This window comes from Saccharopolyspora sp. 6V (assembly GCF_020176785.1).
GTDB classification, from domain to species: Bacteria; Actinomycetota; Actinomycetes; order Mycobacteriales; family Pseudonocardiaceae; genus Saccharopolyspora_C; species Saccharopolyspora_C gregorii.
This window is the reverse complement of sequence record NZ_JAIUKB010000089.1, coordinates 14,715-39,486: the sequence shown is the minus strand read 5'-3', so window position 1 is coordinate 39,486 and position 24,772 is coordinate 14,715. Positions and strand designations below refer to the sequence as shown.

The 24,772-nt window shown below is 72.5% G+C and carries 23 protein-coding genes; 19 read left to right on the top strand and 4 right to left on the bottom strand.

What is annotated here, in order from left to right:
* Nucleotides 1-41: 41 nt before the first annotated feature.
* Together LCD35_RS17985 and LCD35_RS17980 are read right to left on the bottom strand one after the other, a co-directional pair.
* Nucleotides 42-1,004 carry a cellulose-binding protein gene (locus LCD35_RS17985; RefSeq protein WP_224956509.1) on the bottom strand — a complete coding sequence of 321 codons (963 nt, stop codon included), beginning with the start codon at nt 1,002-1,004 and terminating at the stop codon, nt 42-44.
* A gap of 327 nt (nt 1,005-1,331) precedes the next feature.
* Complete coding sequence (locus LCD35_RS17980; RefSeq protein WP_224956511.1) at nt 1,332-1,901, bottom strand: TetR/AcrR family transcriptional regulator; 570 nt, start codon at nt 1,899-1,901, stop codon at nt 1,332-1,334.
* Between the two features lie 286 nt (nt 1,902-2,187).
* Here LCD35_RS17980 and LCD35_RS17975 point away from each other — a divergent pair, with 286 nt between their 5' ends.
* The 4 genes from LCD35_RS17975 (at nt 2,188) to LCD35_RS17960 (ending at nt 8,084) form a co-directional block, all read left to right on the top strand.
* Complete coding sequence (locus tag LCD35_RS17975) at nt 2,188-3,678, top strand: aldehyde dehydrogenase family protein (RefSeq protein WP_224967278.1); 1,491 nt, start codon at nt 2,188-2,190, stop codon at nt 3,676-3,678.
* Nucleotides 3,679-3,784: 106 nt separating this feature from the next.
* Nucleotides 3,785-5,326 carry an APC family permease gene (locus tag LCD35_RS17970; protein ID WP_224956515.1) on the top strand — a complete coding sequence of 514 codons (1,542 nt, stop codon included), beginning with the start codon at nt 3,785-3,787 and terminating at the stop codon, nt 5,324-5,326.
* 20 nt (nt 5,327-5,346) lie between these two features.
* Nucleotides 5,347-6,897: a GMC family oxidoreductase gene (locus LCD35_RS17965; protein WP_224956517.1), complete on the top strand. Its 1,551-nt coding sequence runs from the start codon at nt 5,347-5,349 to the stop codon at nt 6,895-6,897.
* A 407-nt stretch (nt 6,898-7,304) separates the two neighbouring features.
* On the top strand, nt 7,305-8,084 hold the full coding sequence (locus LCD35_RS17960; protein WP_225044498.1) for an MBL fold metallo-hydrolase: 780 nt from the start codon (nt 7,305-7,307) through the stop codon (nt 8,082-8,084).
* 65 nt (nt 8,085-8,149) lie between these two features.
* On the opposite strand, the gene LCD35_RS17955 is transcribed toward LCD35_RS17960, so the two are convergent.
* Nucleotides 8,150-8,986 (bottom strand): helix-turn-helix transcriptional regulator, encoded by an 837-nt coding sequence (locus LCD35_RS17955; RefSeq protein WP_224956519.1) that lies wholly within the window; start codon nt 8,984-8,986, stop codon nt 8,150-8,152.
* A gap of 101 nt (nt 8,987-9,087) precedes the next feature.
* On the opposite strand from LCD35_RS17955, the gene LCD35_RS17950 reads away from it, so the two are divergent.
* The 15 genes from LCD35_RS17950 to LCD35_RS17880 all read left to right on the top strand — a co-directional run bounded on the left by LCD35_RS17950 (nt 9,088) and on the right by LCD35_RS17880 (nt 23,645).
* A complete protein-coding gene (locus LCD35_RS17950; protein WP_224956520.1) occupies nt 9,088-9,780 on the top strand; it encodes an SDR family NAD(P)-dependent oxidoreductase in 693 nt (230 codons plus the stop codon).
* Between the two features lie 247 nt (nt 9,781-10,027).
* Nucleotides 10,028-10,936: a PDR/VanB family oxidoreductase gene (locus LCD35_RS17945; RefSeq protein ID WP_225044497.1), complete on the top strand. Its 909-nt coding sequence runs from the start codon at nt 10,028-10,030 to the stop codon at nt 10,934-10,936.
* Nucleotides 10,937-10,953: 17 nt separating this feature from the next.
* Nucleotides 10,954-11,757 carry a siderophore-interacting protein gene (locus LCD35_RS17940; RefSeq protein ID WP_225044496.1) on the top strand — a complete coding sequence of 268 codons (804 nt, stop codon included), beginning with the start codon at nt 10,954-10,956 and terminating at the stop codon, nt 11,755-11,757.
* A 262-nt stretch (nt 11,758-12,019) separates the two neighbouring features.
* A complete protein-coding gene (locus LCD35_RS17935) occupies nt 12,020-13,105 on the top strand; it encodes a winged helix-turn-helix transcriptional regulator (RefSeq protein ID WP_224956523.1) in 1,086 nt (361 codons plus the stop codon).
* A 135-nt stretch (nt 13,106-13,240) separates the two neighbouring features.
* Nucleotides 13,241-14,569: an aminomethyl transferase family protein gene (locus LCD35_RS17930; RefSeq protein ID WP_225044495.1), complete on the top strand. Its 1,329-nt coding sequence runs from the start codon at nt 13,241-13,243 to the stop codon at nt 14,567-14,569.
* Nucleotides 14,570-14,664: 95 nt separating this feature from the next.
* Nucleotides 14,665-15,183, top strand: coding sequence for a DinB family protein (locus tag LCD35_RS17925; protein ID WP_225044494.1), 519 nt, complete (start codon nt 14,665-14,667; stop codon nt 15,181-15,183).
* A gap of 81 nt (nt 15,184-15,264) precedes the next feature.
* Nucleotides 15,265-15,951, top strand: coding sequence for an HNH endonuclease family protein (locus LCD35_RS17920; protein WP_224956526.1), 687 nt, complete (start codon nt 15,265-15,267; stop codon nt 15,949-15,951).
* Between the two features lie 28 nt (nt 15,952-15,979).
* Nucleotides 15,980-16,873, top strand: a complete 894-nt coding sequence (locus LCD35_RS17915; protein WP_224956527.1) for a TIGR03619 family F420-dependent LLM class oxidoreductase — start codon at nt 15,980-15,982, stop codon at nt 16,871-16,873.
* Nucleotides 16,874-17,122: 249 nt separating this feature from the next.
* Nucleotides 17,123-17,782, top strand: coding sequence for an HAD family phosphatase (locus LCD35_RS17910; RefSeq protein WP_224967274.1), 660 nt, complete (start codon nt 17,123-17,125; stop codon nt 17,780-17,782).
* Complete coding sequence (locus LCD35_RS17905; RefSeq protein WP_224956530.1) at nt 17,779-18,807, top strand: phosphotransferase family protein; 1,029 nt, start codon at nt 17,779-17,781, stop codon at nt 18,805-18,807. Before LCD35_RS17910 ends, LCD35_RS17905 begins: the two co-directional genes overlap by 4 nt.
* Before the next feature lies 1 nt (nt 18,808).
* The gene (locus tag LCD35_RS17900) at nt 18,809-20,017 is read left to right on the top strand and encodes an acyl-CoA dehydrogenase family protein (RefSeq protein WP_224956533.1); all 1,209 of its coding nucleotides are present in this window, start codon (nt 18,809-18,811) and stop codon (nt 20,015-20,017) included.
* A 35-nt stretch (nt 20,018-20,052) separates the two neighbouring features.
* Nucleotides 20,053-20,805 (top strand): 3-oxoacyl-ACP reductase FabG, encoded by a 753-nt coding sequence (gene fabG, locus LCD35_RS17895; protein ID WP_224956534.1) that lies wholly within the window; start codon nt 20,053-20,055, stop codon nt 20,803-20,805.
* A gap of 88 nt (nt 20,806-20,893) precedes the next feature.
* A complete protein-coding gene (locus tag LCD35_RS17890) occupies nt 20,894-22,072 on the top strand; it encodes an acyl-CoA dehydrogenase family protein (protein WP_224956535.1) in 1,179 nt (392 codons plus the stop codon).
* Nucleotides 22,069-23,169, top strand: coding sequence for an acyl-CoA dehydrogenase family protein (locus LCD35_RS17885; protein WP_225044493.1), 1,101 nt, complete (start codon nt 22,069-22,071; stop codon nt 23,167-23,169). Before LCD35_RS17890 ends, LCD35_RS17885 begins: the two co-directional genes overlap by 4 nt.
* A gap of 23 nt (nt 23,170-23,192) precedes the next feature.
* Nucleotides 23,193-23,645: a MaoC family dehydratase gene (locus LCD35_RS17880; protein WP_224956537.1), complete on the top strand. Its 453-nt coding sequence runs from the start codon at nt 23,193-23,195 to the stop codon at nt 23,643-23,645.
* A gap of 232 nt (nt 23,646-23,877) precedes the next feature.
* On the opposite strand, the gene LCD35_RS17875 is transcribed toward LCD35_RS17880, so the two are convergent.
* A complete protein-coding gene (locus tag LCD35_RS17875) occupies nt 23,878-24,762 on the bottom strand; it encodes a hydroxymethylglutaryl-CoA lyase (protein ID WP_224956538.1) in 885 nt (294 codons plus the stop codon).
* Nucleotides 24,763-24,772: the final 10 nt, after the last annotated feature.

The following is a 24,772-nucleotide window of genomic DNA, read 5'->3' as shown; positions in this document are numbered from 1 at the left end:
CCGGGTCGCGCGGACCCGGGCCCGGCGGTTGCGCTGCCGGATCAGCCGCTGACGACGGCGGATTCCGCTTCGGCCTCGGCGGGCGCCGGCTTGGCGCGCTGGCGCGGGACCTCGACCTCCGGGTCGTCCGCCAGCAGGCCGCCGTGCACCACGCTCGCGGCGTAGGCGTCGGAGTCCTCGGTCAGCGCGCCCGCTTCGACGTCGCCGAGGAAGGGTTCCGCGTCGGCCATGATCTGCTGCGCGGCCCGGACCCGCTTCGCGAGGTCCTGGCGCATCCGCAGCATCGCGTCGGAGTGCTCGTCGGCGCGGCGGATGCGGCGTTCGGCTTCGGCGGTGGCTTCCAGGACGCGGCGGCGGGCCTCGTCGCGGCTGCGCTGCTCGCGCTCGGCCTGGACGCGGTTCGCCTCGTCGCGGCGGGCCGCCATGGAGATCTCGAAGTCGTTCTCCACCTGGGTGCGGCGCGCCTCGGCGTCGTGGTCGAGCTTGCGCCGGTGCGCTTCGGCTTCGCGGGCCATGCGCTGGATGTCGCGGCGGGTCTCGGCGAGCGCCTCGTTGCGCTGCGTCTCGGACTGCCTGCGCCACTGGTCGGCTTCGGCGACGAGGTTCTCGTAGCGGGCGCGCAGCTCGGCGGCGGACTGCTCGGCGCGGGCCCACTCGTGCTCGGCGGCGGCCTGCGCGGAGGAGACGACCTCCTCGGCCTCGTCGTGGGCCAGCCGCACCATGCGGCGCAGCCGGTCGGACAGACCGGCCTCTTCGACGGGCTGCTTGCAGACCTCGTCGAACTGGGCGCGCAGCGCCTCGATCTCGGATCGCGCCTGTTCCAGCTGCTGCGACAGGTCGTCGACCTGGCTGAGCGCGGCGTCCCGGTCCTCGGTGAGCATGCGCACCTCGGCATCGGTCTGCTGGATGTAGAAGCGCACCTGGGATCGGCGGTAGCCGTACCAGACGGTGTCGAAATCGGACTTCAGCGGCACCAGTTCACGATCTTCGTTGTGGTAGCCCACGGTCTCACCCCACTGAGAATGTGTTGATCATCAGTTGTCCTGCTGGGAGCGAGCCACGCCCCGACGCGGCAATGTCCGTTCCACGCCGGTGGATCACCCGTGGACGTGCTCCGCCGGGGGGAACCGGCGGAAACCCGGACATCAGCACGACGACTCTGCTGGGACGACATTGCCCTGTCCGGTCACCCGGCGGGTGCTGGCGAAAAACGGATCGCTGCGCTCCATTGTTCACCCGGAACGCGCATAAGATCAACTGATCGAATTTCCGATACCGGTGGGAAAACCGCGGGGCAGCCCGGCGCGGCGGGGCCGGAAGTCGTTGCTGTGTCAGCGATTTCCGATTGGAAGCAGCACCCGCCGAAAAGTGGTTTCGATTTCGTCTCGACTCGGCACCGACTCGCGGACGATGCCCTGCAGCAGCAGCCCGCAGAATACCGCCGAAAGTGCCCTCCCGGTAACAGGATCGGTATAGGAGGTGAACAGCTCGACCAGCGCCGCGTCCCATTCGGTGCTCACGTGCGCGAGGGCCGGGCGGTGCAGCGCGGCGATGTAGAGCTCGTGCTGCACGACGGTGCGGGTGCGGTGCGGGCCGAGGTAGCGCAGCACCAGGTCACCGAGCGCGGTGGCCAGCTCGGCGCCGCCGTCGATGGCGGCGGCCCAGGCCCGCAGCTCGGCCACGTCGTCCTGCGCGGAGTGCCGCAGCGCCTCGGCGAGCAGGTCGTCGAGGGTGCGGAAGTAGTAGGTGGTGGAGCCCAGCGGCACCTCGGCGGCGGCGGCGACGGCGCGGTGGGTGAGCTTCTCGATGCCGCGCTCGGCGACGACGGTGATCGCCGCGCGGGCGATGCGCTCCCGCCTGGCCGGATCTTTGCGGCGCGGCGCGGACTCCGTCGTCGACATGGCCCCCAGCCTGCCATGCGCGGGATTCGCGGGACGTTGCGGGCCAGGTCACCCTGCTGGTGTCGGCACTGGTCATCGCGCCGGGGAACGCGCGATCCGGCGGACCGGAACCCGCGATGATGTACAGATGTACACAGCCGGTGCTAGTGTCCCCCGGCAACGCAGCCGGTCCGCCGAGCACCGGCCGAGAGCGACCCACCCCGGCTCCCGCCGCCCCCACCGGCGGCCCGCGCGACCACGCGCCGCAGTCGAGACCCGTACGGACGAAGGAACAGCAGGGACACCCATGTCGAACACCGAAGGACCGAACACGCTGTTCATCGACGGAACCTGGCAGCCCGCCGCCGCGGGCGGGGTCCGCGAGATCCGCAGCCCCGCCGACGGCACCCTCGTGACCACCGTGTCCGAGGGCGACCGCGGCGACACCGAACGCGCCGTGCGGGCCGCCCGCCGCGCCTTCGACGACGGAACCTGGCCGGACACCTCCGCCTGGGAGCGCGGTGACCTGCTGCTGCGGGTCGCCGACATCCTGGTCCGCGACAAGGACGAGTTCGCCCGCGCCGAGTCCGGCGACACCGGCAAGCGGCTGGTGGAGAGCGAATACGACATGGACGACATCGCCGCCTGCTTCCGGTACTTCGGCAAGATCGCCGGCACCGACGGCGGCAGCGTCATCGACACCGGTTCGCCCGACTCGTTCAGCCGCGTGCGCTACGAACCCGTCGGCGTCTGCGGCATGATCACGCCCTGGAACTACCCGTTGCTGCAGGTCGCGTGGAAGGTGGCTCCCGCCATCGCCGCGGGCGACACCTTCGTGCTCAAGCCCAGCGAGCTGACCCCGAGCACCGCGGTCCTGCTGATGCGCGCGCTCACCGAGGCCGGGTTGCCCGCGGGCGTCGGCAACCTGGTGCTGGGCACCGGCGCCGAGGTCGGCTCGGTGCTGTCCGAGCACCCCGACATCGACCTGGTGTCGTTCACCGGCGGCCTGCACACCGGCCGCAAGGTCGCCGCCGCGGCGGCCGCCACGGTGAAGAAGGTCGCCCTCGAACTCGGCGGCAAGAACCCCAACGTGGTGTTCGCCGACGCCGACTTCGACACCGCCGTCGACTACGCCCTGATGGCGGTGTTCCTGCACTCCGGCCAGGTCTGCTCCGCCGGGGCGCGGCTGATCGTGCAGGACGAGATCCACGACCGGTTCGTCGACGAGGTGGTGCGCCGCGCCGAGCGGATCCGCCTCGGCGGGCCGTTCGACGCCGACGCCGAGACCGGGCCGCTGATCTCCGCCGCGCACCTGGAGAAGGTGTCGGCCTACGTCGCGAAGGCCGTCGAGGAGGGCGCCGTGCTGCGCACCGGCGGCCGCCGCCCCGAGGGCGAGCAGTACCGCGACGGGCACTACTACCTGCCGACCGTGCTGGACGAGGTGCGGCAGGGCTCGTACGCCGTCGTCGAGGAGTCCTTCGGACCGGTGCTGACCGTGGAGCGGTTCACCGACGAGGACGACGCGGTGCGCATCGCCAACGACACCCACTACGGCCTGGCGGGCGCGGTGTTCAGCTCCGACGTGAGCAAGGCGCAGCGCGTCGCGCACCGGCTCCGCCACGGCACCGTGTGGATCAACGACTTCCACCCGTACCTGCCCCAGGCCGAATGGGGCGGGTTCAAGCAATCCGGCGTGGGCCGCGAACTCGGCCGCGCCGGGCTGGGCGAGTACCAGGAGGCCAAGCACATCCACCAGAACCTGCGCCCGACCCCGCCGCGGTGGTTCGACGGCCGCTGACCGGGCGGGCCAGGACACGTCACGTCCTACTTGATCTGCGCAGACGACCACCCGCTGTCCTCCCCCGCCGCTGCGGCGGGGGCGGGCGCGGGAAAGGAGTTCGGGCATGAGCGCGCCCTCCGGTGACGCCGAGCTCAGCGAGTTCGGCTACACCAACAAACTGAAGAGATCCCTCGGTTCGTTCCACACGTTCGCCGCGGGAATCAGCTACATCTCGGTGCTGACCGGCACCTTCCAGCTGTCGTACTTCGGCCTGTCCTTCGGCGGCCCCGCCTACTGGTGGTCCTGGCCGATGGTGTTCCTCGGGCAGCTGATGGTGGCGTTGAGCTTCGCGGAGCTGGCTTCGCACTACCCCATCGCCGGTTCGATCTACAACTGGTCGAAGCGGCTCGGCGGCAAGCACGTCGCCTGGCTGGCGGGCTGGATGATGCTGCTGGCCTCCATCGTCTCGATCGCGGCGACCGCGCTGGCCTACCAGCACACGCTGCCGCAGATCTGGGGCGCCTTCCAGGTCGTCGGCGACGGCACCGGCACCAGCCAGGCCGCCAACGGCGTGCTGCTGGCGACCGCGCTGATCGTGTTCACCACGCTGATCAACGCGTTCGGCGTGAAGCTGATGGCCCGGATCAACAGCGCGGGCGTGGCGATCGAGCTGATCGCCGCGGTGGTGCTCATCCTGGTGCTGGCGGTGTTCGCCACCCGCGGGCCGGACGTCGTGCTCGACACCCAGGGCACCGGCGCGGCCTACGGCGGCAGCGGCTACCTGGGCGCGTTCCTGGTCGCGGCGATCGCGTCCTCGTACGTCATGTACGGCTTCGACACCGCCTCCTCGCTCGGCGAGGAGTCCATCGACCCGCACCGCAACGCGCCGAAGGCGATCCTGCGGTCGCTGATCGCGTCGTTCGTGCTCGGCGGGCTGATCATCCTGCTGGCGCTGATGGCCGCCCGCGACCTGACCGCGCCGCAGCTCACCGAGGACGGGCTCCAGTTCGTGCTCACCGACGCCCTCGGGCCGCTGGTGGGCCGGTTGTTCCTGCTGGTGGTGTTCGTGGCGATCACGGTGTGCGTGCTGGCGGTGCACACCGCGGCGATCCGCATCGCGTTCGCGATGGCCAGGGACAACGCGCTGCCCGGCGGGTCCAAGCTGGCGCGGGTCAGCCCCCGGTTCCAGACGCCGGTGGTGCCCGCGGTCGTGATCGGCGTGATCGCGGTGGCGCTGCTGGTGGTCAACATCGGGCAGCCGCAGATCTTCTCCGCGGTGACCAGCCTGGCGATCATCCTGATCTACATCTCGTACCTGCTGGTGACGATCCCGATGCTGGTGGCGCGGCTGCGCGGCCGGTGGTCCTCGGCGAAGCAGGAGGGGCGGTTCTCGCTGGGCCGCTGGGGCCTGCCGGTGAACATCGCGGCCGTGCTGTGGGGCACCGGCATGACGATCAACCTGGCCTGGCCGCGCAACGAGGTCTACAACGCCGAACCGCCGTTCCACTGGTACCTGCAGTGGAGCTCGGTGCTGTTCGTCGGCATCGCCGCCGCCGGCGGCTTCGCCTACTACTGGTTCGTCCAGCGGCACCGCATCGGCGTGCTCGCCGACCACGCGGCGGCCGCCGCCGACGAAGACCCCGACCCGAAACCGGCCTTGTCCTGAGCGGAAACGGAGCTGTGAGCATGACCGAGGAATTCGACTACGTGGTCGTCGGAGGCGGCAGCGCCGGAGCAGCGGTCGCCGCGCGCCTGTCCGAGGACCCGGACACCACGGTGTGCCTGTTGGAAGCCGGGCCGTCCGACGTGGGCGACAAGGCGATCCTGGAACTGGACCGCTGGATGGCGCTGCTGGAATCCGGCTACGACTGGGACTACCTGGTGGAGCCGCAGGAGCAGGGCAACTCCTACATGCGCCACGCCCGCGCCCGGGTGCTCGGCGGCTGCTCCTCGCACAACTCGTGCATCGCGTTCTGGGCACCGGCCGAGGACCTCGACGAGTGGGAGTCGCTGGGCGCCACCGGCTGGGGCGCGAAGGACGTCTTCCCGCTGTACAAGCGGCTGGAGACCAACGACGGGCCCGGGGACCACCACGGCCGGAGCGGCCCGGTGACGATCCGCAGCGTGCCGCCGAAGGACCCGTCGGGCGCGGCGCTGCTGCAGGCCTGCGAGCAGGCGGGCATCCCGATCACCGAGTTCAACTCGGGCAAGACGGTCACCCACGGCGCGAACTGGTTCCAGATCAACGCCCGCGAGGACGGCACCCGCTCCTCGTCCTCGGTGTCCTACCTGCACCCGATCATCGGCGAGCGCCCGAACCTGGAGGTGCGCACCGAGGTGCGCGCCAAGAAGGTCGTGTTCGACGGCAAGCGCGCCACCGGCGTCGCCTACCTCGACCCGGACCTGATCCACACCCGCACGGTGCGGGCGCGGCGCGAGGTGGTGCTGTCCACCGGTGCGATCGACACCCCGAAGCTGCTGATGCTCTCCGGCATCGGCCCGGCCGAGCACCTGCGCGAGGTCGGGGTGGACGTGCTGGTCGACTCCCCCGGCGTCGGCTCCAACCTCCAGGACCACCCGGAGGGCGTCATCGGCTGGGACGCGAAGCAGCCGATGCCGACGGAATCGACGCAGTGGTGGGAGATCGGCATCTTCACCACCACCGAACCGGGCCTCGACCGGCCGGACCTGATGTTCCACTACGGCTCGGTGCCGTTCGACATGCACACCGCGCGGCAGGGCTACCCGACGACGGAGAACGGCTTCTGCCTGACGCCGAACGTCACCCGCAGCCGGTCCATCGGCACGGTGCGGCTGCGCACCCGGGACTTCCGGGACAAGCCGCGCGTCGACCCGCGGTACTTCACCGACGAGCACGACATCCGGGTGATGACCGAGGGCATCAAGCTCGCCCGCAAGATCGTCTCGCAGCAGGCGATGGCGGGCTGGGCCGGTGCCGAGCTGCACCCCGGGCCGGAGGTGCGCACCGACGACGAGATCGCCGACTACATCCGCAAGACGCACAACACCGTCTACCACCCGGCGGCCTCGGTGCCGATGGGCGCCGACGACGACCCGAGCAAGCCGCTGGACGCGCGGCTGCGGGTCAAGGGCGTCGAGGGCCTGCGGGTCGCGGACGCCTCGGCGATGCCGTTCCTGGTGGCGGTGAACCCGAACATCACCACGATGGCCATCGGGGAGAAGTGCTCGGACATGCTCAAGGAGGACAACGCGTAACCGCGCCTCCCGCATGCGAACGGTCCCTCCGGTCCCCCGTCCCGGAGGGACCGTTCGCGCATTCACCTCGCGGTCAGGTGCGCCGCGGAGGAGCGGCCCCGGCACCCCCGGCCACGACGGACTGCCGCGCCCGGCCGACCTCGCCGAGCGGTAGGTTGTTGATCATCCGACGGCCCGTGGCCGAACCTGCCCGGCAGAACCGCCGGAGTCTTCCTGTCAGCGGCGAAGCCGCTGAGCGGCGACCACCCGAGCAACCGGACCACCCGCGGGTTCTCAGCTGCTTCCTCGCGAGGACAGCTTTTTCCCTCGTGGCGGAGCCACTCGGGAAGAAGATCCCGCAGCGAGGAAGCAGCTGAGGTTCCGCCACCCGCTCCCCCCGCAAACCGAGCGCTCAAGGAGAACCTCACGTGCGAGTGCACCACCTCAACTGCGGCACCCTGAACCTGCCCGGAGCGCCGCTGGTGTGCCACGTGCTGCTGGTGGAGACCGAGGCCGGGCTGGTGCTGGTGGACACCGGGTTCGGGCTCGCCGACATCGCCGATCCGGCCCGGCGGCTGGGCGCGTTCCGGCACGTGGTGCGGCCCGCGCTGCACGCCGAGGAGACCGCCGCGCACCAGGTGGAACGGCTCGGCTTCCGCCGCGAGGACGTGCGGCACGTGGTGCTCACCCACTTCGACATGGACCACGCGGGCGGGCTCACCGACTTCCCGCACGCCCGGGTGCACCTGACCGCGGCGGAGGCGGCGGGCGCGCTGCACTCGCCGTCCCGCAAGGAGCGGCTGCGGTTCCGGGCCGTGCAGTGGGCGCACGGCCCGCGGCTGGTGGAGCACGGCACCGGCGGCGAATCCTGGCGCGGATTCCCAGCCGCGCAGGAGCTCACCGGCATCGCGCCCGGCCTCGTGCTGATCGCGCTGCCCGGCCACACCCGCGGGCACGCGGCGGTCGCGGTGCAGGCCGGCGATCGGTGGGTGCTGCACGCCGGGGACGCGTTCTACCACCGCGGCACCCTGGACGGGAGCGCGCCGGTGCCGATCGCGCTGCGGCTGCTGGAGACCTCGGTGGCGCACGACCTCCGGCAGGTGCGGGCGAACCACGCCCGCCTCGCCGAACTGCACGCGGGCGCCGAACCCGACGTGGACCTGATCTGCGCTCACGACCCGGAGATCTTCGCGCGGCTGCGGTCCTGACCGGTCCGGCGGCCGGGAACCCGTGCTGCGCGGCCGGGGCCCGCGCCCGCTCGCCCGCGGCGCCGCTAGGACACGGTCTGGGTGCCGAGTACCGCCAGCAGTGCGAGCCGGTCGGCGTCCTCCGTGCCGGGATCAGCCGTGTAGACCATGATGCGCAGGTCGGCGCCCGCGACGCCGAGCACGTCGCAGTCCAGCGTGATCGGACCGACGCGCGGGTGGTCGACCGTCTTGCGGGAGGCGTCGTGCTCGGCCACCGCGCCGGAATCCCAGAGCTCGGCGAACCGGTCGCTGCGCCGGTGCAGCTGCGCGATCAGGTCGCGCAACCGCGGGTCCGCCGGGTATCTGCCCGCCGTGGTGCGCAGGTCGGCGACCAGCGCGGCCTCGAACTCGCGGCGAGCCCGCGGGGTGTGGCGGACCCGGCCGCCCGGGCCCACCAGGTTGCGCCACACCGCGTTGCGCTCGTGGCCGCGCCATCCCGACGGATCCCCCATCAACGCCGCGTACAGGGGATTCGCCAGCAGCATCGTCCACGCGGCGTCGAACACCGCGACCGGAGTCCCCGCCAGCCTGTCCAGCATCCGCTGCACGCCGGGCGGGATCCGGGCGGGGACCACGTCGCGCCCCGGCGGTACGAGCCCGGCGACCTGGAACAGGTGCTCGCGCTCCGGCCCGGACAGCCGCAACGCCCGGCCCAGCGCCTCCACGACCTGCTCCGACGGGTTCCGCGCCCGGCCCTGTTCGAAGCGGGTCACGTAGTCCACCGAGATCCCGGCCAGCAGCGCCAGCTCTTCGCGGCGCAGTCCCGCGGCTCGCCGCGGGCCACCGGCGGGCAGCCCCGCCGATTCCGGGGACACCCGATCGCGCCAGCGCCGCACCGCCCGCCCGAACTCCTCCGTCGCCATGCCTCCACTGTGCGCCGATCCGCGCCGGGCCACCTGGCACTGGTGGTCCCAGGAAGACCGGACCACTGGCAGGACCCGGCGCCCGGGCCGAACGTGGAGGCATGACGACGACACTCATCACCGGGGCCAACAAGGGCCTCGGCCACGAAACCGCACGCCGGCTCGTCGAGGCGGGCCACACCGTGTACGCCGCCGCTCGTGATCCGGAACGCGGGCGGCGGGCCGCGGAGCGGATCGGAGCACGGCCCCTCGTGCTCGACATCACCGACGACGCGTCCGTCGCCGCCGCCGCCGAGACCATCGGAGCCGACGGCGGGCTCGACGTGCTCGTCAACAACGCCGGCATCGAGGACGGTCCGACGCCCACCGCCGAGGTCACGGCCGACCTGATGCGGCCGCTGTTCGAGACGAACGTGTTCGGCACCCTGCGCGTCAGCCACGCGTTCCTGCCGCTGCTGCACGCGTCCGCGAATCCGGTCGTGGTGAACGTGAGCAGCGGGCTCGCCTCGACGACCCTCGTCAGCACCCCGGGGACGCCGACGCACGGGTACCCGGGCCTCGCCTACCCGGCGTCGAAGTCCGCGGTCAACATGATCACCGTGCAGTACGCCAAGGCGTTCCCGCACATGCGGATCAACAGCGTCGAACCGGGCTTCACCGCGACCGACCTGAACGACCACCGCGGCACGCAGACCGTCGAGGAGGGCGCCGAGATCATCGTGCGGATGGCGCAGCTCGATCAGCACGGTCCCACCGGCGGCTACTTCGACGTGCACGGCTCGCTCCCCTGGTGACGGGCGAAACGCGAGCAGCCGTCGCGGGATCCCGGGTCCGGGCGAGCTCGGCCGGGATGCCGCGCGGCTGTTCGCGCGGCCCGGAGCGCCGTTCGCCGCCCACTGCGGCACCTCAGGTCCGGCGGCCGGAAAGCGAGTAGCGCCCGAAGCGAACAATTGCTCATAATCGAGCTGTGACCTGCACGTACGTAGGACACCGGCGTCGCGAAGGCGCGCTGCGAACCGCACTCGGCAAGGTGGTCCATCCGTGCAGCACCCCATCCTCGACCGCGTGGAGCGGGTCGCCGACGACGTCGTCTCCCTCGTGCTGCGCGGCGCGGACGGCCCGCTCGCACCCTGGACCCCGGGCGCGCACGTGGACCTGGCGCTGCCGAACCTGCTGACCCGGCAGTACTCGCTGTGCGGCGACCCGGCCGACCGCGGCCGCTACCGCATCGCGGTGCGCCACGACCCGCTCAGCCGCGGCGGCTCGGAGTACGTCCACCTGTTCCTGCGCGAAGGGCGCACCGTGGCGGTCTCCCCGCCCCGCAACAACTTCCCGCTGCTGCCCGCCCCCGAGTACCTGTTCCTGGCCGGCGGCAGCGGCATCACCCCGATCGCGCCGATGCTGCGCGCCGCGCTCGCCGCCGGGGCCACCGCGCGGCTGGTGTACGCGGGCCGCAGCACCGCGAGCATGCCGTTCGCCACCGAGCTCGCCGCCGCGCACGGCGACCGGGTCCGGATCGTCGCCACCGCGGCCGACGGGCGGCCCGACCTCGCCGCGCTGGCCGCCGACCTCGGTCCGGACGCGCTGGTGTACTGCTGCGGCCCCGACGCGATGCTCACCGCGGCCGAAGCCGCGTTCCCCGCCGACCGGCTGCACGTCGAACGCTTCCGCCCCGCCACCAGGACCTTCGCCCCGAACGCGGAGTTCCAGGTGCACTGCGCCCGCTCCGGGGGCAGCGTCCGGGTCGCCGCCGACGAGTCGATGCTCGACGCGTTGCACCACGCCGGGCACCCGGTGCCGAGCGGCTGCCGCGAAGGGGTCTGCGGCAGCTGCGAACTCGTCGTCCTCGCCGGCGAGCCCGAACACCGCGACGACATCGGCGCCGCACCCGGCACGATGTACCCCTGCGTGTCCCGAGCGTCGTCCCACCACCTCTCCGTGGATCTCTGAACAGAAGGGACGAAGTCGTGCTGCCCAAGATCCGCACGCCCGAACACCGCACGATGATCACGGTGGAGGTGCTGGCGAACACCGCCACCTCCCCGAACTTCACCACCCTCACCCTCGGCGGCCCCGAACTGGAACACCTGGACCACGGCGGCCACGACCAGGCGGTCCGGCTGTTCTTCCCGCGCGAGGGCCAGGACCACCTGCGGATGCCCACCCTCTCCGGCAATGCGTGGATGGCCGAACTGCTCCTGCTGCCGAAGAGCCGCCGCCCGTGGGTGCGCAACTACACGATCCGCCGCAGGCGTCCCGAACGCGGCGAGGTCGACGTCGAGTTCGCGCTGCACGACGACGCGCCCGCCGCCGACTGGGCCCGCCGCGCCCGGCCCGGCGACCCGGCCGGGATCTTCGACATCGGCGTCGGCTACCTGCCGCCGGACGACGCGCGGCACCAGCTGCTCGTCGGCGACGAGAGCGCGGTCCCCGCGATCCTCGCGATCCTCGAACACGCCCCCGACGAACTGCGCGCCGACGTGGTGCTGGAAGTTCCGGAGACCGCCGACATCCGCTCCGACGTCACCGCGCCCCCGGGCGGGCGGGTGCGCTGGCTGGCCCGCGACGGCTCCGGGGACGTGCCCGGGGTGCTGGCGCTGGCCGCGGCGAAGGAGTGGTCGCCGGGTCCGGGCCGCGGCTACGCGTGGGTGGCGGGCGAGTCGAAGCTCGCCACCGGGCTGCGCAGGCACCTGGTGCAGGAGCACGGGATGCCGAAGCAGGACATCGCGTTCTTCGGCTACTGGCGCCACGGCCGCTCCAGCCCGGGCTGAGGTGCCCGGCCGCGGCGCGCCCCGGGTCGCCGGGGTCCGCAGGGCGCTGGGGTCCACCGGGGGCACCGGGTCCGTCGGGCACCAGGTCGCCGGTCCGTCGGGCACCGGTCCGTCGGGCACCGGTCCGCCGGGCACCGGGTCGCCGGGCACCGGGTCGCCGGTCCGCCGGACCCGTTGGATCGCCGGACCCGCCGGATCATCGGATCGCCGGGCACGCCGAGGGCGCCGAGGGCCGACCGGCACGTGCTGGCACGATCCCGCCATGATCGATCCGGTCGACGGCAAGGTCCTCCGCGCGCTGCAGTGCTCACCGCGCGCCTCGTTCCGGCGGATCGCCGACGTGGCCGGGGTTTCCGAGCAGACCGCCGCCCGGTGCTACCGGGCGCTGCGCCGCGACGGCGTGGTGCGCGTCGTCGGCCTGGTCCGCCCTGGCGGGCCGGGCGACGCGCGCTGGCTCGCCCGCATCCGCTGCCGGCCGGACCGGGTGGAGCCGCTGGCGGGATCGCTGGCCCGCCGTTCCGACGTCGCCTACCTCGCGCTGGCGTCCGGCGGCTCCGAGATCGTGTGCATCGTCCGCTCCCCCGTCGGCGCCTGGCACGACGACCTGCTCCTGCAACGACTGCCCAGGGCTTCGTCCGTGCTGGACCTGAGCATCGACCTGCTGCTCCACCCGTTCGGCGAGCCCGGCACTGCCGAGTGGACCGGGTTCGCCCCGGATTTCGCACCGGACGGGCTCCGCCGCCTCGCCGCCGGTGCCTCGGGCGAACCGAGCCCGGACGGTTCGACCTCGGGCGAACCCAGCCCTGACGAGCCGAGCCCAGGCGGTTCGAGCTCGGCCGGTTCGAGCCCCGGCAGGTCGAGACCGGCCGGTTCGAGCCCGGGCGGCCCGTCCGATGCGGACGCACCGCTGCTGGCGGCGCTCGCCGAGGACGGCCGGGCCACGCGCGCCGAGCTCGCCGCGACCACCGGCTGGCCGCCGAACCGGGTGGCCCGCCGGATGGACGTGCTGCGGTCGTGCGGGGCGCTGGCCTACGGCGTCGACCTGCTCCCCGACAAGCTCGGCTTCCACCTCCACGCCACGCTGCTGCTGCGCGTCGCGCCCGCGGACCTGGAACGGGCGGGGACGGCGCTCGCCGGTCACGCCGAGACGGCGTACGCCGGTGCCATCAGCGGGGCGCACAACCTCGTCGCGATCGTGGTGTGCCGGGACGCCGAGCACCTCTACCGCTACCTGACCTCGCAGGTCGCGGCCATTCCCGGGATCCTCGGCCACCAGGTGAGCATCCGGGGCAGGCGCGTCAAGCAGGCGGGATCCCTGATCACGCACGGCCGGTTGGTGCCGATGTGACCCGGTGGCGGATTCCCTCCGCGCGGGCCGCTCGCGCAGCGGAACACCACCGCCCCCGGCCACCGCGGTGGAGGTTCCGGCCCGATCGGCACCGCGTCGTGGCGATCACGCGGGTCCCCGGCCGATCCTCGGTGGGTGACGACACCCAGCCTGCAAGACGGCATCAACGAGGCGGGTTCACCCGTCGACCTGCTGTGGCGCCCGGACGACGCACCGTGGACACCGCCGGTCGTCGAACCCGAGCACGCGGGCTGGCGGCAGGAGCAGCACGCCTGGCATTCCGCCGTCGCGCTGTCCGACCTCTCCCACCACATGTCCGACACCGTGGTCGAAGGACCGGACGCCACGCGCCTGCTGTCCGAGGTGAGCGCGAACGACTACCGCGACTTCGCGGTCGGGCGGGCCAAGCAGTTCGTCCCGGTGGCGCCGGACGGCAACATCATCACCGACGGCATCCTGCTGCGCGAAGCCGAGCAGCGCTACCTGCTCAGCGGGGTGCCCGCCGCGCAGAACTGGGTCGGGTACCACGGTGCGCGCGGCGGGTACGACGTGGAGTTCAGCACCGACCCCGATTCCCGGCATCGGGGCGGCGGCCCGCCGCGGCTGTTCCGGTACCAGGTCCAGGGGCCGCTGGCGGGCGAACTGGTGGCAGCGGTGTTCGGCGGCCCGCTGCCGCCGATCAGGTTCTTCCACACCGCCCCGGTGGAGCTGCGCGGGCGGCGGTTCCGCGCCCTGCGGCACGGGATGGCCGGGCAGCCCGGCTTCGAGTTCTTCGGCGAGTGGCGGCACGGCGCGGCCGTGGAAGAGGCGCTGCTGCGCGCCGGTGAGCGGTTCGGCCTGGTCCGCGTCGGCGGGCTCGCGTATCCGACGGCCAGCATGGACAGCGGGTGGATCCCGAGCCCGACCCCGGCGATCTACACCGCTCCGGAGCTGTCCGGGTACCGCGAGCACCTGCCGCTGCGCAGCTACGAGGGAGTCCGGCCGCTGACCGGCAGCTTCTTCTCCCCCGACATCGAAGACCACTACTGCACGCCCTACGAGCTCGGCTACGGCCGGTCGATCTCGTTCGACCACGAGTTCATCGGCCGCGACGCGCTGCGGGCGGCGAAGGACGACGTCCGCCGCACCAAGGTCACGCTGGAGTTCGATCCGGCCGACGTGCGGGCGGTGCTCGGCGACGACTTCGTGCACGGCTACGCCCGCAACCGGGTCGAGGTGGACGGCGCGCTGGTGGGCGTCACCCACCAGACCGATTCCTTCGACCCGGCCGGAACGGTCCTGTCGCTCGCGCTGGTCGACCGGGAGCACGCCCGGCCGGGCACCGGAGTGCACGTCGCCTGGGGCGAGCACCCCGGTCCCGGTACCGATCCCGACGCCGACCTCGGCTTCCCGCGCATCCGCGCGACGGTCCACCCGGCGCCCTACGGCGAGCACGCCCGCACCCGCTACCGGCTGAACCCCTGAACCGCGCGGCCGCCCCGGGACGACCGCCGCGCTCCACCTCGTCGGCGGGATCGCCGGACGGCGGCGCGCCGGGAGCGCCGATTACGCTGCGGCGCATGGACTTCCGCGACGAGGCGCTGGACCAGCTGGACCTCTACTGGGAGCAGTGGCGGCCCCGGCTGGACGGGCTCACCGACGAGGAGTACTTCCGCGAGCCGGTGCCGGGCTGCTGGTCGGTGCGCGAGACCGGGCGCGGCTGGGAGTTCGACTTCTCCTTCCCCGCTCCCGATCCGCCGCCGTTCACGACGATCGCGTGGCGGTTGTGCCACGTCGCCGACCACGTGTTCGCGATGCGGGTGTCGAACCACTTCGGCGACGGCTCGTACCGGATCGACCACCACGACTACCCGGCTTCCGCGGCGGCGGCGCTCGCCCACCTGGACCGCCAGCACGCGCTGTGGCGGGACGGGATCGGCTCGATGCCCGCCGAGCGCTGGACGCAACCGGTGGGGCCCGCGGAAGGCCCGCACGCCGACCGGACGTACCTGACGCTGGTGCTGCACCTGAACCGGGAGCTGTTCCACCACGGCGGCGAGATCGCCCTGCTGCGCGACCTGTACCGGTCCGCCGCGTGATCTCCCGCGCACGGCGGTACTGCCCGATGGCGCTCCGTGATCGAATGGGCTGCGCACAGCAACATCGGAGCCGGAGCGAGCATGTCGACAGGACAACAGAAGAAGCAGCGGACGCCGGTGTGGATCACCGTGGTGTCCGCACTGATCATCGGACTGGGCTGGTTGGTGTTCGAGTCCGGTGCGCTGGACAAGGTGCTCGCCACCGACTCCGGGGCGCCGTCCACCGCATCGGCGGGTGCGGCGTCCGAGCAGCTCGCGGACCTCCAGGTGAAGCCGGCCGGTTCGATGGACGGCTACTCGCGCAAGAGCTTCGAGCACTGGATCCCAGCGCCCGAAGCGGGGAAGAACTGCAACACCCGCGAAGCGGTGCTGGTCCGCGACGGCACGGACGTGCAGGTGGACAACTCCTGCGAGGCGACGTCCGGCAGCTGGGTCAGCACCTACAGCGGGGAGACCGTGGCCGACGACTCCGACGTGGACATCGACCACATGGTTCCGCTGGCCAACGCCTGGCGCAGCGGGGCGAACGAGTGGACCGCCGAGCGCCGCGAGCAGTTCGCCAACGACATGGACCTGCCGCAGCTCGTCGCCGCAGACAAGAGCTCCAACCGGTCGAAGGGCGACAAGGACCCGTCGAAGTGGAAGCCGGTGGAGGCCGCGTGGTGCGAGTACGCCACCGACTGGGTCACCGTGAAGCACGGATACGGGCTGTCGGTCACCGCGGAGGAGAAGTCGGCGCTGGAACAGATGCTGGCGACCTGCGGCTGATCCGCCTGCCGCGGAGAGGAGCGCGAAGATGCGCCTGGGCCTGGGACTACCGCAGTTCGGCGCGTTCGCCCACCCCGACCACGTGCGCACCGTCGCCGCGGAGGCGGAGGCGATGGGCTACGAGAGCCTGTGGGCCGGGGAACGGGTGCACGCCCCGCACCGGCTGCTCACGCCCTACCCCGGCGGGGACGGCACGTTGCCGCCGCAGATGCGGGCCGCGCTCGACCCGCTGCTGACGTTGAGCATCGCGGCGCAGGTGACGAGGTCGCCGCTGCTGGGCACCAGCACGCTCAGCGCGCCGCTGCACCCGCCGATCGCGCTGGCCCGCGCCCTCACCGGCCTGGACCTGCTCAGCTCGGGACGGCTCATCGCCGGTCTCGGGCTGAGCTGGTCCAAGGACGAGTACCTGGCGGCCGGGGTGCCGTGGGCGGAGCGCGGCGCCCGGCTGGACGAGACCCTCGACGTGCTCGCCGCGCTGTGGGGACCCGATCCGGTGCGGCACCGCGGCCGGTTCTGGACGATCAGCCCCGGCGAGTTCCAGCCGAAACCGACGCGGAAGGTGCCGGTGTACCTCGGCGGCGGTTCGGAGGCGGCGCTGCGGCGCATCGCCCGCCGCGCGGACGGGTGGCTGGCGATCGCCCTGCCGCTGGACGCGCTGCGCCGCCAGCTCGCCGCGCTGCGGGAGCACCCGCGGGAGGCCGGGCTGGACCCGGTGCGCACGGTGCTGCGCGTCAACGCCGAGTTCGGGCCGCCCGGGGACCGCCCCGCGCGGGGTTCGGTGGAGCACATCGCCGAACACCTGCACGCGGTCGCCGAGCTGGGCGTGGAGGACGCCTTCGTCGACCTGCAGTTCACCACCTGCGACACCCTCCCCGAACTCCTCGACCACGCGGCCCGCCTCCGCACCGCCTTCCCCACCTGACCAGCCCGGCGCCCCGCCTGTCAGCGGCGAAGCCGCTGAGCAGCGACCACGCACGCAGCAGGACCACCCGCGGGTTCTCAGCTGTTTTCTCGCGAGGACAGCTTTTTCCCTCGTGGCGGAGCCACTCGGGAAAACGATCCCGCAGCGAGAAGGCAGCTGAGGTTCCGCCACCCCACCCCTCGAGCAGGCCGACCACGATCCGCGGGAAGGGTCTAGCGGACATACCGGCTAGTCGGTACGGTCCGGTGCATGGCCTCCTCGATCCAAGCGGTGATCTTCGACTACGGCGGGGTCCTCACCACGCGGGGCCGGGACGCGATCGATGCCTGGACCCGCGCCGAACGGATCAAGCCGGAGACGTTCTCCGCCGCGCTGAAGGAATGGCTGTCCCGCAGCGCCCCCGCAGGCACGCCGATCCACCGGCTGGAGACGGGCGAGCTCTCCGGCGCCGAGTTCGACCGGCTGCTGGCGTCCCGGCTGCGCACCGTGGACGACGAACCCGTCGCGCCGGACGGCCTGATGGCGCGGATGTTCTCGCACATGCGCCCGGACGAGGCGATGCACCGGCTGGTCGCCGACCTGCGCGCCGCCGGGGTGCGCACGGCGATGCTGTCGAACAGCTGGGGCAACAACTACCCGTGGGAGACCTTGGAGGGGATGTTCGAGCTGGCCGTCATCTCCAGCGAGGTGGGCCTGCGCAAACCGGACCCCCGGATCTACGAGCTCACCCTGGACCGGCTCGGCCTGCGCCCGCAGGAGGCCGTGCTCGTCGACGACGGCGCACCGAACGTCGAGGTCGCCGAGCAGCTCGGCCTGCGCGCGGTGCTGCACACCGACGCCGCCAAAACCCGCGCCGAGCTCCGCGGGCTGCTGCCACGGCTGGGACTCGACACCGCGGAGGAGACATGAGCGACGACCTGCCCGGACTCGACCTGACCCGGCTGCGCGAGCACCTGGACCGGGAGCTGCCCGGCCTGGTCACCGGGCCGCTGACCGGCGAACTGGTGCAGGGCGGCCGGTCCAACCTCACCTACGTCGTCGGTGACGGCGCGCGGCGCTGGGTGGTGCGCCGGCCGCCGCTGGGCCACGTGCTGGCGACCGCGCACGACATGGGCCGCGAACACCGGGTGATGTCGGCGCTGGCGGACACCGCGGTGCCGGTGCCGCGCACCTACCTGATGTGCCAGGACGAGGACGTGCTCGGCGCCCCATTCTACGTGATGGAGCACGTGGACGGCACCGTGTACCGCTCCCCCGAGCTGACCGAGCGGCTCAGCACCGAGCAGCGGCGCGAGCTGTCGATGCGGTTGGTCGACGTGCTCGCCGACCTGCACTCGCTGGACCCGGAACAGGTGGGGTTGGGCGACTTCGGCCGCCCCGAGGGGTTCCTGGAGCGGCAGGTGCGGCGCTGGAGCAAGCAGCTCGCCGCCTCCCGCAGCCGGGACCTCGACGGCATCGAGCGGCTCGCCGAACTGCTCGGCGCCCGCATCCCGGCCACCCGGCGCACCGGCATCGTGCACGGCGACTACCGGCTGGACAACGTGCTGGTCGGCGACTCGCTGGAGATCGGCGCGGTGCTGGACTGGGAGATGGCCACGCTCGGCGATCCGCTCACCGACCTCGGGTTGCTGGCGGTGTACTGGGAGGGGCTGGACGGCGTGCAGCAGAACCCGATCGCGAAGGGCATCGGCCCGGAGTACGGGTTCCCGCCGGTCCGCGAGCTGTGGCAGCGCTACGCCGAGCGCAGCGGCACCGACCTGTCCGACGTCGAGTGGTACCGGGCGTTCGGCTTCTTCAAGCTCGCGGTGATCAGCGAGGGCATCCACTACCGCTTCACCCGCGGGCAGACCGTCGGGGACGGCTTCGAGCACATCGGGGCGCTGGTCCCGCACCTGGTCGCCCAGGGCCTGTCCGCTCTCGACGAGGAGGCATGACATGGAGTTCGGCTACGACGCCCGCACCGAGGAGTACCGCGGCAGGCTCGCGGAGTTCGTGGACGAGCACATCTACCCGTCCGAGCCGGTGCTGCACGAGCAGCTGGCCGCCGCGGGCGACCCGTGGGCGCACGCGCCGATCATCGAGGACCTGAAGGCGAAGGCCAAGGACGCGGGCCTGTGGAACCTGTTCCTGCCCGGGGAGCACGGCGCTGGCCTGACGAACCTCCAGTACGCGCCGCTCGCCGAGATCATGGGCCGCAGCCCGCACCTGGCGCCGGAGGTGTTCAACTGCTCGGCGCCGGACACCGGCAACATGGAGGTGCTGGCCGAGTTCGGCACCGACGCCCAGCGGGAGCGCTGGTTGCGGCCGCTGCTGGACGGCGAGATCCGCTCCGCGTTCTGCATGACCGAACCGGACGTGGCCTCCTCGGACGCCACGAACATCGGCACCCGCATCGTGCGCGACGGCGACCACTACGTGATCAACGGCCGCAAGTGGTGGTCGTCGGGGGCGATGAGCCCGCGCTGCAAGATCCTCATCGTGATGGGCAAGTCCGATCCGGACGCCGAACGGCACCGGCAGCAGAGCCAGATCCTGGTGCCGGTGGACACGCCGGGCGTGCGGATCGAGCGCGGGATGCACGTGTTCGGCTACCACGACGGCGACCACGGCGGGCACGCCGAGATCGTGTTCGAGGACGTACGAGTCCCGGCCGAGAACATCATCTCCGGCGAGGGCGAGGGCTTCGCGATCGCGCAGGCCCGGCTCGGGCCGGGGCGCATCCACCACTGCATGCGCGCCATCGGCATGGCCGAACGCGCGCTGGCGCTGATGTGCCGGCGCGCGCTGGCCCGCTCCGCGTTCGGCGGCCCGATCGCCGACCAGGGCGTGGTGCAGCAGTGGATCGCCGATGCGCGCATCGCGATCGAGACGAACCGGTTGCTGACGTTGAAGACGGCGTGGCTGATGGACACCGTCGGCAACCGGGGCGCGCACACCGAGATCCAGGCGATCAAGGTCGCGGTCCCGCAGATGGTCACGTCCATCATCGATCGCGCCATCCAGGCGCACGGTGCGGCCGGGGTCAGCCAGGACACGCCGCTGGCCTCGCTGTACGCGCACGCCCGCACGCTGCACATCGTGGACGGTCCGGACGAGGTGCACCGCCGTTCGCTGGCCCGCCGCGAGCTCAAGCAGTACCGCTGAAGAACTCCCCCGACGACGAAGTGAGGGAACCACCCATGTCGAACAAGACCGCGATCGTCACCGGCGCCGCCCGCGGAATCGGCGCGGCCACCGCGAAGCGGCTCGCCCAGGACGGGTTCGCCGTCGCGGTGATCGACCTCGACGAGCAGGCCTGCGCCGACACGGTCTCGGCGATCGAATCGGCGGGCGGGAAGGCGCTGGCGGTGGGCGCGGACGTCAGCGACGCCGACCAGGTCGCGGCCGCCGTGGACCGGGTCGCCACCGAGCTCGGCGCCCCGACGGCGCTGGTGAACAACGCGGGCGTGCTGCGGGACAACCTGCTGTTCAAGATGTCCGATTCGGACTGGGACACGGTGATGTCGGTGCACCTGCGCGGTGCGTTCCTGATGAGCCGGGCCGTGCAGAAGCACATGGTGGAGGCCGGGTGGGGCCGCATCGTGAACCTCTCCAGCACGTCCGCGCTGGGCAACCGCGGGCAGGCGAACTACTCGACGGCGAAGGCCGGGTTGCAGGGTCTGACGAAGACGCTGGCCATCGAGCTCGGCAAGTTCGGCGTCACCGCGAACGCGATCGCACCCGGGTTCATCGCCACCGACATGACGAAGGCGACGGCGGAGCGGGTCGGCGCGAGCTTCGAGGACTTCTCGAAGGCGGCCGTGTCCACCATCCCCGTCGGCCGGGCGGGCGAGCCGGACGACATCGCGAACGCGGCGTCGTTCTTCCTGGACGAACGGTCCGGTTTCGTCTCCGGCCAGGTCCTCTACGTGGCGGGCGGTCCCCGCGACTGAGGTTCCGGGGTGGGCGCCTCGCGGGGCGTCCACCCGCTCGTCGGGGGGTTCGCTTGCTCAGGTATCCGGGGGCAGAAGGAGTGCTGAGATGACCGATGCGGACGAATTGCGCACCGCGGTGCGGGATTTCCTCGCCGAGCACGATCCCGGCGGTGACCGGCTGGAGTTCCTGCGCGCCCGGTTCGACGCCGGGCTCGCGTGGGTGAACTACCCGGTGGGCCTCGGCGGCCGGGACGCGCCGCGGGCGCTGCAACCGGTGGTGGACGCCGAGTTCGCCGCCGCCGGCGCACCGGACAACGCCCCGTCCCGCAACGGGATCGGGCTCGGCATGGCGGCGCCGACGATCCTGCGCTTCGGCACCGACGAGCAGCGCGCCCGCTACCTCCGTCCCCTGTGGACGGGCGAGGAGGTGTGGTGCCAGCTGTTCAGCGAGCCCGGCGCGGGTTCGGACCTGGCGGCGCTGGCGACCCGGGCGGTGCGCGACGGCGACGACTGGATCGTCGAGGGCCAGAAGGTGTGGACGTCGTTCGCGCACCGCGCGCAGTGGGCGATCCTGGTGGCCCGCAGCGATCCGGACGTGCCGAAGCACCAGGGCCTGACGTACTTCGTGTGCGACATGACCGATCCGAACGTGGACGTGCGGCCGCTGCGCCAGATCACCGGTGAGGCCGAGTTCAACGAGGTGTTCCTGAACGGGGTGCGCATCCCCGATTCGCAGCGGCTCGGCGAGGTCGGCCAGGGCTGGCAGGTCGCGATGGGCACTCTGATGAACGAGCGGGTCGCCATCGGCGGCGGCAGCGCGGGCCGCGAGTCCGGCATGATCGGCGTGCTGGCCGAGCAGTGGCGCGCGCACCCGGAGGCGCGGACTCCCGGCGCGCACGACCGGCTGCTGCGGCTGTGGGTGGAGGCGGAGGCGACCCGGCTCACCGGGCAGCGGCTGCGCCAGCAGCTGGCGGTCGGCACTCCTGGCCCGGAGGGTTCGGCGGTGAAGCTGGCCTTCTCCCGGCTGAACCAGGAGATCTCCGGTTTCGAGGTGGAACTGCTCGGCGAGGAAGGCCTCGCCTACGACGACTGGACGTTGCGCCGCCCGGAGAACGTCGACTTCACCGGCCGCGGCCCCGGCTACCGGTACCTGCGGGCGAAGGGCAATTCCATCGAGGGCGGCACCTCGGAGGTGCTGCGCAACGTGATCGCCGAACGGGTCCTCGGGTTGCCGCCGGAGATCCGCACGGACAAGGACGTGCCGTGGAAGGAGCTGCCGCGATGAGCGCCGACCTGCTCTACACCGAGGTCGAGGAGGACCTGCGCGCGGCGGTGCGTCGCGTGCTGCGGGACCGCTGCGAGATCGGCTCGGTGCTCGCCCGCTGCGAATCCGGCGAGCCCTACGACCTGGCGCTGTGGCGGACGCTGGCCGGGGAGCTCGGGGTGGCCGCGCTGGCGGTGCCGGAGGAGTCCGGCGGTTCGGGCGCCGGGGTCCGCGAGCTGGCGGTGGTCGCCGAGGAGCTCGGCCGGGCGGTGGCGCCGGTGCCGTTCCTCGGGACCGCGCTGGCCACGGCCGCGCTCGACGCGGCGGGGGCGACCGGCCCGGTCCCGGACATCGCCTCCGGGGCGCGGGTGGCGACGGTCGCGGTCGGGCTCACCACGGCACCGTCCGCGCCGCTCCCGTCCGGGGTGCGCGTCGAGGGCGGGAAGCTGACCGGCTCGGTGACCGCGGTGGTCGACCTGGAGGTCGCCGATCTGGTGCTGGTGCCCGCCACCGGCCCGGACGGCACCGGACTGTACGCAGTGGACACGTCGGATCCCGGCGTCGCGCGGAATCCGGTGACGCCGCTGGACCTGACGCGCCGGTTCGGCACCCTGGAGCTGTCCGGAGCGCGCGGCGAGCTGATCGCCGCGGACGCGGAACCGGTGCTGCGCCGGGCGTTGCTCACCGCGGCCGGGGTGCTCGCCGCCGAGCAGGTCGGCCTCGCCCAGCACTGCCTCGATTCCACTGTGGACTACGTGCGGACCCGGCACCAGTTCGGCCGCGCCATCGGGTCGTTCCAGGCCGTCAAGCACCGGCTCGCCGACCTGTGGTCCGGGGTGAGCACCGCGCGCGCCACCTCGCGGGCCGCCGCCGACGCGCTGACCCGCGAGGAACCGGACGGCGAGACCGAGCTGTCCGTCGCGCTCGCGCAGGCGTACTGCTCCGACCTGGCGGTGCTCGCCGCCGAGGAATCGTTGCAGCTGCACGGCGGCATCGGCATGACCTGGGAGCACCCCGTGCACCTCTACCTGGGCCGGGCCAAGAGCGCCCAGCTCACCTTCGGCACCGCGGACCGCCACCGCGCCAGGATCGCGGAACTCGCCGACCTCCCCGCCTGAGAACCCCTCGAACAGGAGCGACCATGCGCGTGTTCACCAGCGCCGATGAAGTCCGCGCGGCCACCGGGTCCGAGCTGGGCACCAGCGACTGGCTCACCATCACCCAGGAGCAGGTGGACGGGTTCGCCGACGCGACCCTGGACCACCAGTGGATCCACGTCGACACCGACCGTGCGCAGCAGGGGCCCTTCGGCGGCACCATCGCGCACGGCTTCCTCACGCTGAGCCTGCTGTCCGCGCTCAACGCGCAGACCTACCGGTTCGAGAACGTGAAGATGGGCATCAACTACGGGCTGAACAAGGTGCGGTTCCCGAACCCGGTGCGGGTCGGGGCGCGGGTGCGGTCCCGGACCCGGCTCGCCGAGGTCACCGAGATCGACGGCGGCGTGCAGCTCACCGTCGAGTCCACGGTGGAGATCGACGGCGCGGAGAAGCCGGCCTGCGTCGCCCAGGGCCTCACCCGCGTCCTGTTCTGATCCCGGGGCATCGGTCCTCCGAATCTGCGCCGCGGATCGTGTCCGTTTCCTGTCAGCGGCGAAGCCGATGAGCGGAGACCACTCACGCAGACCGACCACCCGCGGGTTCTCAGCGGGACCCTCGCGAGGACAGCGTTTTCTCATGTGGCGGAGCCACCGGTGAAAACGATCCCGCAGCGAGGGTCCCGCTGAGGTTCCGCCACCCGACCCACTCAGCAGCAGAAGTAACGAATCAACGAGTTTTCCCCAGCATGGCGGGGACTTCGCGGTGCAGCCGTTCGCCGAGCCAGGTGCCGGTGGCGGCGAGCTCGTCGGCGTCGAGTCCGGTGTGGACTCCCATTCCCGTCAGCAGGTAGGCCAGGTCCTCGGTGGCGATGGTGCCGCCGAACCCGGGCCTGGTCGCGGAACCGCCGATCCCGCCGATGCTCGCGTCGAGCGCCGCCACCCCTTCCAGGAAGGCGGTGGCGGCGTTCGCGTAGCCGGTGTTGCGGGTGTTGTGGAAGTGGCAGCGCACCGGCACGCCCGGCGCCTCCTCGCGGACGCGTTCCAGCACCCGCACCACCTGCGTGGGCACGCCGATACCGGCGGTGTCGGCGAGCACGATCTCGGCGGGCCCGGCGTCGGCGATCCGGCGCGCCAGCGCGGCCACGTGCTCGGCGGACACCTCGCCCTCCAGCGGGCAGCCGAACGCGACCGCGATCGTGGCGATGGGCCGCAGCCCGTGGCGGTGCGCGCGGGCGGCGAGTTCCGCCCACCGGGCCAGGTCCTGCTCGGTGCTGCTGCGCCGGGTGCGGGCCGCGTGGCCGTCGGTGGCGGCGACGATCGCGTTCACCTCGTCCACTCCGGCCACGGCGGCCCGGTCGAGCCCGGGTTCGTCCAGCACCAGCGCGAGGTACCGCACCCCGTCCGGCCGGGGCAGCGCCGCCAGCAGCCGTTCCGGTTCGCCGGAGTCCGCGCCGAACGCCGCGACCTCGATGCGGCGCAGTCCGGCGGCGAGGGCGCGTTCGACGAGCTCGACGCGGTCCGGTGCGGCGATCGCGGTCCGCTCGTGCCGCAATCCGTCGCTCGGGCCCACCTCGACGACCTCGATCCGGGCCGGGACACCCGCCTGCTGCATCGCGCTCGCC